Here is a 12100-nt window from a genome sequence, read left to right as displayed (position 1 = left end):
TACTGCACTCGAAGGGGTGTGGGAGAGTAGGACGCCGCCGGACCATCTTTGAACGGAAGGGCCGACACGTTACGTGTCGGCCCTTCCGGCATTTATGGGGAGAATCACGGGAAGCACGTCGCGCCCGGCCGGGACGCGCGTCCCGGCCGGATCGGCAGCCGTCAGCGGATCTCGCGAGCCGTCAGATGGCCCGCTGCCACTCGTACCATTCGTCGAGCAGCCGGTAGCCGAGCCGTTCGTTGATCCCCACCATGTGCGTGTTCGACGCGGCGTTCCAGGTGATGATCCGCGTGACCCGCGGCTCCGCCGTACGCAGCCAGCCGAGCATGTCGAGCTTGAGCCGCATGCCCAGGGCGTGACCCCGGTGCTCACGGCTGACCGCCGTGTCGGCCTGGTGCGCCCAGCCCCCGGTGTCGAGCGGGTCCACGAAGACGCGGGTGAAGCCCGCGGGGGCGCCGGAGCCGGCGTGCCGGGCGAGCACGGTGTAGACCCGCAGGCCCGAGGCCGCCAGGGACTGCTCGTGCCGGCGGTAGCGGGCCGCGTCCCAGTGCTCGTCCTCGTAGTCGAGGTCGTCCAGCGGGGCGTCGTTCATGGCGGTCATGACCGTGGCCAGGTCGGGCAGCAGCGCGTCGGGCACCATGCCGGTGTAGCGCTCCAGCCGGTACCCGTCCGCCGGCCCGGGGTCGAGGGCGGCGAGATCGACCTCGCGCGGATCGAGCACCCGGCGGGCGTCCAGCGTGGCCGCGGAGAAGCCCTTGGCCTTCGCGAACAGGGCGCCCGGCCCCTCGGCGACCGTCTCGACGAGCATCAGCCGCCTGCCGTGCGCCCGGCTCCGCTCGATCGCGTGGTCGAGCAGCTCCGAGCCGATGCCGTTCCCCCGGTGGTCGGGGTGCACGACCAGGCAGATCAGGAGCGCCGCGTGGGCGTTGTCCGGCTCGGGGAAGCGCAGCGTGTAGCCGCCCTCGGGACGCACCCAGGTCTCCCCGGGCTCGCCCGCGTGGCCGTACCGGATCATGCCGGTGAAGTGCTGGAGCGACATGAGCGGGCCGCCGTTCTCGTCCAGTCTCTCGGCGGCGATGTGAGCGGCGTGGTAGGCGGTGAGCAGGTCGCCGGGCGCCTCGAAGTCGAGCTGGGTGATCACGCCCCCAAGCCAATCGCACGCCCCTCCGCGGCGTCGAACGATTTTCCGGGGCGAGTCCGCATCGTGGACGCGTTTCCCACCTGTTCGCTCGCGTCTGGTAGCGTCACACGCATCATGCTGCGTGTGCTGCTTCTTAGCCGCCGCGGCGGGGGCCTGTAGGCCGGCTCCCTCGCCGCGGAGCTAGCCATGCGCGTCGGCCGACTGTTTCTTCCAGCGAACCGACGAACCCAGCGAGGCATCACATGTATCCCCAGCAGCAGCCCACCTCCATGCCGTTCTCCCGGTACCAGCCGTTCACCCCCGTGGCCCTGCCTGACCGCACCTGGCCCGGCAAGGTGATCGACAAGGCCCCGCAGTGGTGCGCCGTGGACCTGCGTGACGGCAACCAGGCGCTGATCGACCCGATGGACCCGCACCGCAAGCTGAAGATGTTCGACCTGCTGGTGCGCATGGGCTACAAGGAGATCGAGGTCGGCTTCCCGGCGGCGAGCCAGACCGACTTCGACTTCGTACGCCAGATCATCGAAGAGGGCCGGATCCCCGACGACGTGGTGATCCAGGTGCTGACCCAGGCCCGGCCCGAGCTGATCGAGCGCACCTTCGAGGCCGTGCGCGGTGCCAGGCAGGCGATCGTCCACCTGTACAACTCCACCTCCACGCTCCAGCGCCGGGTCGTGTTCGGCCAGGACAAGGCGGGCATCACGGCCATCGCGGTCGAGGGCGCGAAGCTGTGCAAGAAGCTCGCGGAGGACATGGGCGACACCGAGATCTTCTTCGAGTACTCCCCCGAGTCGTTCACCGGGACCGAGCTGGAGTACGCCGTGGAGGTGTGCGATGCGGTGAACGAGGTGTGGGAGCCCACCCCCGACCGCAAGGTGATCATCAACCTGCCGGCCACGGTCGAGATGGCCACCCCCAACGTGTACGCCGACCAGATCGAGTGGATGAGCCGCAACCTGGCGAACCGCGACTCGATCGTGCTGTCGATCCACCCGCACAACGACCGGGGCACCGCCGTGGCCGCCGCCGAGCTGGGGTACCTCGCCGGCGCCGACCGGATCGAGGGCTGCCTGTTCGGCAACGGCGAGCGCACCGGCAACGTGTGCCTGGTCACCCTGGGCCTGAACCTGTTCTCGCAGGGCATCGACCCGATGATCGACTTCTCGGACATCGACGAGATCCGCCGGGTCGTGGAGTACTGCAACCAGCTCCCGGTCCACCCCCGCCACCCGTACGGCGGCGAGCTGGTCTACACGGCCTTCAGCGGCTCCCACCAGGACGCCATCAACAAGGGCTTCGCGCACCTGGAGGCCGACGCCGCCGCGGCGGGCGTGCCGGTGGCGGAGTACACCTGGGCGGTGCCGTACCTGCCGATCGACCCCAAGGACGTGGGCCGCAGCTACGAGGCGGTCATCCGGGTCAACAGCCAGTCGGGCAAGGGCGGCGTGGCCTACATCATGAAGGCCGAGCACGGCTTCGAGCTGCCGCGCAAGCTCCAGATCGAGTTCTCGCACGTCATCCAGGCGCGCACGGACGAGGAGGGCGGCGAGGTCACGCCCGAGGAGATGTGGGAGATCTTCTCCGGGGAGTACCTCGGCATGGGCGGCCGGATCGGCCTGCTGGCGCACCGGCAGACCTCGCGCGTGGACGAGAAGGACGCGATCAGCGCCGACGTGCGCGTGGACGGCGAGATCCGCGAGATCGAGGGCGTCGGCACCGGTCCCATCTCGGCCTTCATCGACGCGCTGGGCACGATCGGCGTGAACGTCCGCGTGCTGGACTACTCCGAGCACGCGATGAGCGAGGGCACCGACGCCCGCGCCGCCGCCTACATCGAGTGCGCCGTGGACGACGAGGTCCTGTGGGGCGTAGGCGTGGACTCCAACACCGCCACCGCCTCCCTCAAGGCCATCCTGTCCGCCGTGAACCGCGCCGGCCGCTGACCCGCCCCGTACGGCGGGCCGCCCGCCCGGCCCGCCGCACGGTTCCCCTCCTCGCCCCGGGGACGGCCGGGTCCCCGCCACGCGCCGCCGTACGAACCGGGTCCGCGCGCCGAGGGCCGGCATCCTCCGTCTGACACGCCGCCCGCACCCCCGCAGCGCCCTCCCCGCACGGGTGCCCTCCCCGCACGCGGTCTCCCCGTGCGGGCGGTCTCGCCGTGCGGGCGGTCTCCCCGGCACGGGCGGCCTCCCCGCGCCGGCCGCCTCCTCCTGCGGTCTGCCTCCTCATGCGGCCTCCCCGGGCGGGCCGCCTCCCCGGGCGGCCCGCCGTCCCGGTCAGGTCCGGAGGCCGCGCCTCCCCGCGGGTCCCCGCCTTCGCCGTGATCATGCAGTTTTGCGCACACGGTGTCATAAAAAGCGCGTGATCGGCGGGACGCGGGGGAGCGGGCGCGATGGGGCGGTGGGGGCGGGGGTAGAGTCGGGGCATCGCGGAGGACGATCAACGAGGCGGCGATGTCGCGACTGGTGCTCGGGCCCTTGCTGAGGTACGTCGACGAGACCTGCGCGGCCGTGTGGGCCGAGGTGGACCGGCCGGGGACGGTCCGGGTGACGGCGGGGGAGCACGTCGCCGAGGCCCGCACCTTCACCGTGCACGGGCACCACTTCGCGCTCGCGGAGCTGGACGGCCTGCCGCCGGGGGCCGCGCTGCCGTACACCGTGGACGTGGACGGCGAGCGGGTCTGGCCGGAGCCGGACTCGCCCTTCCCCGCCAGTGTGATCCGGACGCGCGGCGAGGGGCGGGGGCTGCGGCTCCTGTTCGGCTCGTGCCGGACCAGCGTCCCGCACGACATGACGCACATCCTGTCCCACGGCGTGGACGTGCTGCGGGCGTACGGCGTGCGCATGGCGGCCGAGCCGCCGGAGGAGTGGCCGGACCTGCTGCTCATGCTGGGCGACCAGGTGTACGCCGACGAGCCCGACGCGGAGATGAAGGAGTACATCGCGGCGCGGCGCGGGGACGAGGAGCCGCGTGGCGAGGTGGCGGACTTCGAGGAGTACGCCGAGCTGTACCGGCGGGCCTGGACGGACCCCGAGATCCGCTGGCTCATGTCCACCCTGTCCACCGCGATGATCTTCGACGACCACGACCTGCGCGACGACTGGAACACCTCACGGACCTGGCGCGAGGAGATGCTGAAGCTGCCCTGGTGGCGGCGGCGCGTGGTGGCCGGGCTCGGGGCCTACTGGGTCTACCAGCACCTGGGCAACCTCTCCCCCTCGGAGCGCGAGGCCGACGCCGTGTTCAAGGCGCTGCGCGAGAACGACGGGGACGGCGCCGCGATCCTGGACGAGTTCGCGCTCCGGGCCGACGAGGACCCCGCGTCGTACCGCTGGAGCTTCGCCCGGGACGCGGGCGGGTCGCGGCTGATCGTGCTGGACTCGCGGTGCGCCCGCGTGCTGGACCCGGGCGCGCGGTCGATGCTGGACGAGGGGGAGTGGGCCTGGCTGGACGCCCACCTCACCGGCGACGTGGACCACCTGGTCATCGGGTCGTCGCTGCCCGTGCTGCTGCCGTCGGGGCTGCACCAGATCGAGGGCTGGAACGAGGCGGTCTGCGCCGGGGCGTGGGGCGCGCGGGCGGCGCGCGTGGGGGAGCGCATCCGCCAGGCCGTGGACCTGGAGCACTGGGCCGCGTTCCGCAGGTCGTTCGACCGGCTCGCCGGGCTGGTGAAGGAGGTCGCGGCGGGGCGCCGCGGCGCGGCCCCGGCCACGATCCTGTTCCTGTCGGGCGACATCCACTACTCCTACCTCGCGCGGGTCCGCCGCAGCCGCGTCTACCAGGTGGTCTGCTCCCCGATCCGGAACCCGCTGGGCCTGGTCATCCGGATCGCGAACGCCGTGGCGAGCCTGGGCGTCGCCTCCCTCATCGGGGGCCTGTTCGCGCGCGCCGCCGGGCTGTCCGCGCCGCCGTACCGGTGGAAGATCCAGGAGGGGCCGTGGTTCCACAACTCGGTCGCCACCTTGGACCTGCGCGGCCGTGACGCCGTCGTGCGCTGGCACACCGCCAAGACCGCCACGGAACCCCCCGAACTGACCCCCCTCAAGACCGTCCCCCTCTAGCCGTACGGCCTCGGGCCGGGCCCTCCGTGACGTCGCCGCCCGGCCGCCGGGCCGCCGCGAACGGGGTCGGCGCCGGGGCCGGGACCAGCCCGGCCAGCACGGTCAGCCCGGCCAGCCCGGCCAGCACCGCGCGGAGAGCGGCGTCGGTCGCGCGGCCCGCGGCGTACGTGCCGGGCGGGCCGCCGGCGGTGGCGGGGGCGCGAGCCGTGCCGGGGAGGGGCGGGGGCGCGCAACGGATCGGTGTCGCGGGCACGGATCATGCAATGGATCGCGGCAATTGCGCAATGTCGCCTGCTTGGCTGGGACAAACCGGATTTCTAGGCTTTGGCTGCCACGGAACACCGTGGTCTCAAGGACCTCTCGATAGCCGCTGACATGCGGCTTCAGTCGAATTTCGGAGCTCTGCATGGTGTCACTGACGCTGCCCGCCGACGAGCGGGTCGCGCCCTCGGCCGGGGCCGTCCGGCCGAAGCACTTCCTCATGTGCCGTCCGGAGTTCTTCGCCGTCGAGTACGCGATCAACCCGTGGATGGACCCCTCCGCCGGGGCCGACCGCGACCGCGCGATCGCGCAGTGGGAGGCGCTCCGCCAGGCGTATCTCGACCTCGGGCACACCGTGGACCTGATCGACCCGATCGAGGGGCTGCCCGACATGGTGTTCGCGGCCAACGGGGCGCTGGTCGTGGACGGGCGGGTGTACGGCGCGAAGTTCGCCAACGCCGAGCGCGCCGCCGAGGGCCCGGCGTACGCCGACTGGTTCCGCAAGGCCGGCTTCGCCGAGGTCATCGACCCGCAGCACACGAACGAGGGCGAGGGCGACTTCCTCACGCTCGACGACTTCATCCTGGCCGGGACCGGTTTCCGCACCGACATCGCCGCCCACAAGGAGGCGCAGGAGGCGCTCGGCAGGCCGGTGATCACGCTCCAGCTCGTGGACCCGCGCTTCTACCACCTCGACACGGCGCTGTTCCCGCTCGACGGGCACAACGTGTGCTACTACCCCGGCGCGTTCTCCGAGGGCAGCCGCCGCGTCCTTGAGTCGCTGTTCCCCGACGCGGTGATCGCGGGACACGCGGACGCCGAGGTGCTTGGACTGAACGCTGTGGGGGATGGACGTAACGTTGTGATAAACGCCGAGGCCACAGCCCTGATCGAGGAGCTGGGACGCCGAGGTTACCAAGTCGTTCCCGTGGACCTGTCCGAGCTCCGCAAGGCCGGCGGTGGTCCGAAATGCTGCACTCTGGAGATCCGCCGATGATCCAGGCGACCACACGAACCAGCGAGCTCCTGGAGCTCTCCGAGGCCCGTACGGCCCATAACTACCACCCGCTGCCCGTCGTCATCGAGCACGCCGAGGGCGCGTGGGTGACGGACGTGGACGGCAACCGCTTCATCGACTGCCTGTCCGGGTACTCCGCCCTCAACTTCGGCCACGGCCACCCCGACATCATCGCGGCGGCCCGTGACCAGCTCGACCGCCTCACGCTCACCAGCCGGGCGTTCGTGCACGACCAGTTCGCCGCGTTCTGCGCCGAGCTGGGCGACCTCACCGGCAAGGAGATGGTCCTGCCGATGAACACCGGCGCCGAGGCCGTCGAGACCGCCGTCAAGGTCGCCCGCAAGTGGGGCTACGACGTCAAGGGCGTGCCCGCCGGGCAGGCCAACATCATCGTGGCCGAGAACAACTTCCACGGCCGCACCACCACGATCGTGTCGTTCTCCACCGACTCGGTCGCGCGCGACGGCTTCGGGCCGTACACCCCGGGCTTCACGATCGTGCCGTACGGCTCCGCGGACGCCATCCGCGACGCCATCGACGCCAACACGGTCGCGGTCCTGATCGAGCCGATCCAGGGCGAGGCCGGGGTCCTGGTGCCGCCGGACGGGTTCCTGTCCGACGTGCGCCGGATCTGCTCGGAGAACAACGTCCTGTTCATCGCCGACGAGATCCAGTCGGGCCTCGGCCGCACCGGCGACACCTTCGCCTGCGACCACGAGGGCGTCGTGCCCGACATGTACCTCCTCGGCAAGGCCCTCGGCGGCGGCGTCGTCCCGGTCTCGGCGGTCTGCGCGGACACGAACGTCCTCGGCGTCCTGCAGCCCGGCACGCACGGCTCGACCTTCGGCGGCAACCCGCTCGCCTGCGCTGTCGCCCGCTCGGTCGTCGCCCTCCTGAACACCGGCGAGTTCCAGGCCCGGGCCAAGCAGCTCGGCGCGCACCTGCACGAGCGCCTGGGCAAGCTGGTCGGGCAGGGCGTCGTCGCCGTTCGCGGCCGCGGGCTGTGGGCCGGCGTCGACATCGACCCCGCCCTCGGCACCGGGCGCGACATCTGCGAGGCCCTGATGCGGCGCGGCGTCCTCGCCAAGGACACCCACGGCAGCACCATCCGCCTGGCCCCGCCGATCGTCATCACCCAGGAGGACCTCGACCACGCGATCGACATGCTCGCCGAGGTCGTCCACGAGCGCAGGGCCAAGTCCTGACATCTCGCTCATTTCGTACGGCGCGCCGCCGTACCCGGGGGCAGCTCCCGGGTACGGCGGCGCGAGCCGTTCCGCCGGCGGCAGGCCCCCGGCCGGAGGCGAGACGCGCCCGGGGGCGAGACGCGGCCCCGAGGCGGGGCTCGCCCGGAGGCGGGGCTCGCCCGGAGGCGGGGCTCGCCCGGAGGCGGGGCTCGGCCTGGGGACGGGGTCCGCGCTCAGGCCGCCGGGAGGGCGTTCCTGACGGCCGCGAGGCACCGCTCGACCGCGGGCCGCGGGTCGAAGGCGTAGGTGCCGTCGCCGAACAGCTCGAAGGTCAGGTGCCCGGCGTACCCGCGCCGGTCCAGGGCGGCGAGGTAGTCCGCCAGCGGCAGTTCGCCGTCGCCCCACGCCAGATGACCCGTGGGCCGGCCGTCGATCAGGTGCACGTGGCGGACGCGGTCGCCGAGCGCGTCGAAGTAGTCGTCCACGGTGTCCCCGGCGGCGGCCATCGCCACGGTGTCCAGCACCGCGCCGAGGTTGGGGGCGCCCACCTCGCCGATCATGCGGGCGAGCCCGCGCGCGTCGTTGACGAGGTTCGACTCCACCCGTTGCAGCGCCTCCAGCACGCACGTCACCCCGAGGCCCCCGGCGTACTCGCAGATCTCGCCGATCGCGTCCGCCGACCGCCGCCACGCGGCCTCCGCGGGCTCGTCCTCGAAGCCCCGCCCCGGCGTGAGGAGGAGCAGCCCGGCCCCGAGCTCGGCGCACACCTCGGCGGCCCGCCGGAACAAGGCCACGCTCTCCGCCCGCAGCCAGGTGACCGGCGAGGCCAGGTTGACCGGGTACATCACCTGCTCGGGGGTCAGGCAGTGCGCGGTCAGGCCCCGCTCGGCCAGGCGCCGCCGTACGGCTCGCGCCTCGGCGTCGCTCAGCCGGGGGATGTGGAGCTGCGGGGCGATCCCCCACAACTCCACGCGTTCCCGGCCCAGGGCCTCGGCGTCGTCGAGGAACCTGTCGAACGGCAGGTGCTGGTAGGAGAAGTTCGACGCGGTGAACCGCCGCAGGGAGAGGGTCATCGTGGCCTCGCTTGCCGTCTGGTCGCGGATTCCGTCACTCGCCGGCCCGGCGCCCGGCCGCTCGCCGATGCCGTCACAGCCGGTCCCGTCGCGCGCGGGTCCCGTCGCGCGCGGGTCCCGTCACGCGCGTCCCGTCATTTGCCGATGCCGTCGGAGAGCCCCTTGACGATGTGGCGCTGGCCCAGGAAGAACAGCAGCACCACCGGGAGCGCGGCGATGGACATGCCGGCGAAGACGACGGGGAACTCCGTCCCGTGCTTGCTCATCAGGCTCGTCAGGCCCACGGGCAGGGTCTGCACGCCCGTCCCGCTGGTGAAGACCATCGCGAAGAGGTACTCGTTCCAGGTGAAGAGGATGTGCAGCATGACCGTCGAGGTGATGATCGGCTTGCACATCGGCAGGATGATCCGCCAGAAGGCGGTCCAGCGCCCCGCGCCGTCCACCTCGGCCGCCTCGTCCACCTCGCGCGGCAGGTCGATCATGTACGCGCGGATGAGGAACGTGGTGAACGGGATGCGGAAGGCCGTGTAGAGGATGAGCAGCGCCCAGAAGCTGTTGTAGAGCCCCATGGCCTGGAACATCTTCACCAGCGGCACGAGCGCGACCGTGGGGGCGAGCATGAGCCCGCCGAGGATCGCCGCCGAGACGCCCTTGCCGAAGGGGATGTTCACGCGGGTGAGCCCGTAGGCGGCCCAGGCGCTGACGAACACCGTCGTGATCGTCGAGGTGACCGTGACGAGCACGCTGGTGGTGAGGTAGTCGCTCACGCCGCGGTTCCACGCCTTGGCGTAGTTCTCGAAGCTCCAGTCCGCGGGGAGCGCGAAGGGGTCGCCGAACAGCTCGGCGTTGGTCTTGAACCCGTTGAGCGCCATCCACAGCAGCGGATAGAGCACCACCACGGCGAGGGCGATCAGGAAGGCCCACATGAAGGCGCGCGCGATCACGCCGAGGAAGCCGAGGCGAGTCACCATTCCACCCTTCTCCTGCGGGCGACCCAGAGCTGCCCGACCGCGATGGCCATCGTGATCACGAAGATGACCGTCGCGATCGCGGCGGCGTAGCCGAAGTCGTTGCGCACGAACCCGCTGCGGTACAGCCAGGTCCCGAGCACCTGCGTCGAGTTGTCCGGGCCGCCGCTGGTCATCACCATGACCTCGTTGAACACCTGGAACCCGCCGGAGATCGTGACCATCGTCATCAGCCCGGTCATCTCGCGCACGAGGGGGACCGTCACGGAGAAGAAGCGCCGCACCGGGCCGGTGCCGTCGATGAGGGCGGCGCCGTAGATCTCCGACGGGATCCGCTGGATGGCGACCGCGAACAGCAGGGTGGAGTACCCGAAGCCCTGCCACTGGCTCATCGCGATGATCGCGCCCATGGCCGTGCTCTCCTGCCCCAGCCACGCCTCGGCGAGCCCGCCGAGGCCCACGGCCCGCAGCGCGTGGTTGAGCGGGCCGATGCTGGGCTCGTAGATGAAGTAGAAGAGCAGGCCGGCGACCGTCAGCGAGATCGCCGAGGGGATGAAGTAGATCGCCCGCAGGGAGCGCCGCCACCGGTCGCTCCGGATGCTCTCGATGAGCGCGGCGAGCACGAGCGCGCCGAACACCTGGAACACGATCGAGACCGCGGCGTACAGCACGTTGTTGACGAGCGACGTCCAGAAGACCGGGTCCCTCGGCAGGCGGAGGTAGTTGCCGAGCCCGACGAACTCCTGGCCGCCGCTGTAGATGTCCCACTTGAGCGTGCTGAACCCGAAGTTCTGGACGAGCGGCAGGTAGACGAACACCCCGACCAGCGCGAGCGCGGGGACGACCCACGCCAGCCCGAGTGCCCTTCGCATGATGGCGCGCACGTGCTCCCCCGGCTACCTGACCGACGCCGAGGCCTGGCGCACGCTTTCGAGCACCTGCTCGGGGGTCTTGCCGCCGCTCACGAGCGCCTCGCCGCCGGCGAGCCAGGCGTCGGCGACCTCGGGCACGGTCACGGTGTCGAGCCACGGGACCAGGCGCGGCGCCTTGTTGACCAGCTCGATGCCCTCGTAGACCGCCTTGCTGGAGTTCTCGGGCGTGACCGCGCCGATCACCGTGCTGGGCTGGCCGTACGGCGGGGCGGAGAGCTTCTTGGCGTTCTCCACGCTCGTCACGAACTTCATGAAGTCGACGGCGAGCGCGGCGCGCGGGGACTTGGCGTTGATCAGGTAGCCCTCGGGGGCGCCCTCGATCGTCCCGGGGTCCCCGCCGGCGCCCTGCGGGACGGGGAGCGGGAAGATCCCGAAGTCCTCGGCCTTGAGCCCCTTGGCGTCGGTCACCGACTCGAACTCCAGGACCTCCTGGTAGTACATCGCCGCCTTGCCGCGGGCGAGCGCCTCCTGCGCCGAGGTGTAGAGCACGCCGTTGGTGCCGCCGCGCGTGTCGGTGCACTGGTCGACGAGGGTCTTGAACTGCTTCAGCGCCGTGACGTAGCCGGGGTGGTCGAGCTTGGCCGTGGCGGGGTGGAAGTCGGCCTGGAGCGTGGCCGGCGGCACGTTGTACGCGAAGAGCTGCTGGAAGTAGTGCAGGGCGGGCCACCCGTCCTTGTTGCCGAAGGCGATGGGCTCGTACCCGGCCTTCCGCAGCGGCGCGCAGCTCGCGATCAGCTCCTCGAACGTGGCGGGCACCTTGATCCCGGCCTTGGCGAACGCGGCCTTGTTGTAGCCCATGAACTTGCCGTTGTTGTAGAGCGGGATCCCGTAGTACTTGCCGTCGTAGGCGAAGGCGTCCAGCGAGGACTTGCCGAACGTCTTCCCCCAGGGCGTGCCCGGCCCGATCACCTTGGTCAGGTCGGCGGCCCGGCCCCCGCGGACGAAGTTCTCGGCCCAGTTGCCCGTCCAACTGAAGAAGACGTCGGGCAGGGCGTTGGAGGCCGTGAGCGTCTTGGTCTTGTCCTTGACGCTCTGGTCGGTCTCCTGGATGAGCTGGACCTTCACCCCGGGGTGCAGCTTGGAGTACTCCGCGGCGAGCCCCTCGAAGTACTTGCTGTCGGGGTCGCCGGCGAACTTGGTGAGGACGCTGAGCGTGCCGGAGTACTGCGGCGCGGCGGCGACGTCGGCCGCGGGAGTTTCCGGCTGACCGCCCGCGCAGCCTGTGACGGCGAGCAGCGAGGCCCCGGCGAGTGCCGCGAGCGTCGTCCGTGCGCGTGGGCGCATGGCTTTCCTTTCTCTCGGAGGAGAGGGGGACCGCCGGTGCCTGGGCACCTCGGATCCGCCAAGGTGTGGCCGGGGGACAAGCGCTGACCCGAACCCATTTGGTGTGGGCTGACTGTACAGATGATCTGATACCGGTACCAGACCCGTGTTCATGATCGTTTCAAGGAAATCTCCG

At 71.3% G+C, this 12100-nt stretch carries 10 protein-coding genes; 4 read left to right on the top strand and 6 right to left on the bottom strand.

Annotated elements, in window-relative coordinates; genetic code table 11:
- Positions 1–181 precede the first annotated feature (181 nt).
- Entirely contained in the window at positions 182–1141 is a 960-nt protein-coding gene (locus tag D5H75_RS37660; RefSeq protein WP_119931396.1) for a GNAT family N-acetyltransferase, read from the bottom strand.
- A 242-nt stretch (positions 1142–1383) separates the two neighbouring features.
- On the opposite strand from D5H75_RS37660, the gene leuA reads away from it, so the two are divergent.
- Positions 1384–3084: a 2-isopropylmalate synthase gene (gene leuA / locus D5H75_RS37655; RefSeq protein ID WP_119931395.1), complete on the top strand. Its 1701-nt coding sequence runs from the start codon at positions 1384–1386 to the stop codon at positions 3082–3084.
- Between the two features lie 510 nt (positions 3085–3594).
- Positions 3595–5202, top strand: a complete 1608-nt coding sequence (locus D5H75_RS37650) for an alkaline phosphatase D family protein (RefSeq protein WP_119931394.1) — start codon at positions 3595–3597, stop codon at positions 5200–5202.
- Here the strand turns inward: D5H75_RS37650 and D5H75_RS41060 are convergent.
- Positions 5183–5455, bottom strand: a complete 273-nt coding sequence (locus D5H75_RS41060) for a hypothetical protein (protein WP_147425415.1) — start codon at positions 5453–5455, stop codon at positions 5183–5185. The genes D5H75_RS37650 and D5H75_RS41060 overlap by 20 nt on opposite strands.
- Before the next feature lie 228 nt (positions 5456–5683).
- Between D5H75_RS41060 and ddaH the strand changes: the two genes are divergently transcribed.
- Together ddaH and rocD are read left to right on the top strand one after the other, a co-directional pair.
- The gene (ddaH, locus tag D5H75_RS37645) at positions 5684–6460 is read left to right on the top strand and encodes a dimethylargininase (RefSeq protein ID WP_119931406.1); all 777 of its coding nucleotides are present in this window, start codon (positions 5684–5686) and stop codon (positions 6458–6460) included.
- Positions 6457–7686, top strand: a complete 1230-nt coding sequence (gene rocD / locus D5H75_RS37640; RefSeq protein ID WP_119931393.1) for an ornithine--oxo-acid transaminase — start codon at positions 6457–6459, stop codon at positions 7684–7686. The genes ddaH and rocD overlap by 4 nt, the downstream gene beginning before the upstream one ends.
- 215 nt (positions 7687–7901) lie before the next feature.
- On the opposite strand, the gene D5H75_RS37635 is transcribed toward rocD, so the two are convergent.
- The 4 genes from D5H75_RS37635 to D5H75_RS37620 all read right to left on the bottom strand — a co-directional run bounded on the left by D5H75_RS37635 (position 7902) and on the right by D5H75_RS37620 (position 11925).
- Positions 7902–8741, bottom strand: a complete 840-nt coding sequence (locus D5H75_RS37635; protein WP_119931392.1) for a sugar phosphate isomerase/epimerase family protein — start codon at positions 8739–8741, stop codon at positions 7902–7904.
- Positions 8742–8875: 134 nt separating this feature from the next.
- Entirely contained in the window at positions 8876–9712 is an 837-nt protein-coding gene (locus D5H75_RS37630; RefSeq protein WP_119931391.1) for a carbohydrate ABC transporter permease, read from the bottom strand.
- Complete coding sequence (locus D5H75_RS37625; protein WP_119931405.1) at positions 9706–10581, bottom strand: carbohydrate ABC transporter permease; 876 nt, start codon at positions 10579–10581, stop codon at positions 9706–9708. The genes D5H75_RS37630 and D5H75_RS37625 overlap by 7 nt, the downstream gene beginning before the upstream one ends.
- Positions 10582–10605: 24 nt before the next feature.
- A complete protein-coding gene (locus D5H75_RS37620) occupies positions 10606–11925 on the bottom strand; it encodes an ABC transporter substrate-binding protein (protein ID WP_119931390.1) in 1320 nt (439 codons plus the stop codon).
- Between the last annotated feature and the right edge of the window lie 175 nt (positions 11926–12100).

It is taken from the genome of Bailinhaonella thermotolerans (assembly GCF_003594875.1).
GTDB classification, from domain to species: domain Bacteria; phylum Actinomycetota; class Actinomycetes; order Streptosporangiales; family Streptosporangiaceae; genus Bailinhaonella; species Bailinhaonella thermotolerans.
The sequence above is the reverse complement of the archived record's forward strand: the minus strand, read 5'-3'. Positions and strand labels throughout refer to the sequence as shown.

Bases quoted from the DNA above. Each gene is read 5' to 3' on its own strand.
- D5H75_RS37630 (WP_119931391.1), bottom strand. From the start codon at position 9,712: ATGGTGACTCGCCTCGGCTTCCTCGGCGTGATCGCGCGCGCCTTCATG.
- rocD (WP_119931393.1), top strand. From the start codon at position 6,457: ATGATCCAGGCGACCACACGAACCAGCGAGCTCCTGGAGCTCTCCGAG.
- leuA (WP_119931395.1), top strand. From the start codon at position 1,384: ATGTATCCCCAGCAGCAGCCCACCTCCATGCCGTTCTCCCGGTACCAG.
- D5H75_RS37620 (WP_119931390.1), bottom strand. From the start codon at position 11,925: ATGCGCCCACGCGCACGGACGACGCTCGCGGCACTCGCCGGGGCCTCG.
- ddaH (WP_119931406.1), top strand. From the start codon at position 5,684: ATGTGCCGTCCGGAGTTCTTCGCCGTCGAGTACGCGATCAACCCGTGG.
- D5H75_RS37635 (WP_119931392.1), bottom strand. From the start codon at position 8,741: ATGACCCTCTCCCTGCGGCGGTTCACCGCGTCGAACTTCTCCTACCAG.
- D5H75_RS37650 (WP_119931394.1), top strand. From the start codon at position 3,595: ATGTCGCGACTGGTGCTCGGGCCCTTGCTGAGGTACGTCGACGAGACC.
- D5H75_RS37625 (WP_119931405.1), bottom strand. From the start codon at position 10,581: ATGCGAAGGGCACTCGGGCTGGCGTGGGTCGTCCCCGCGCTCGCGCTG.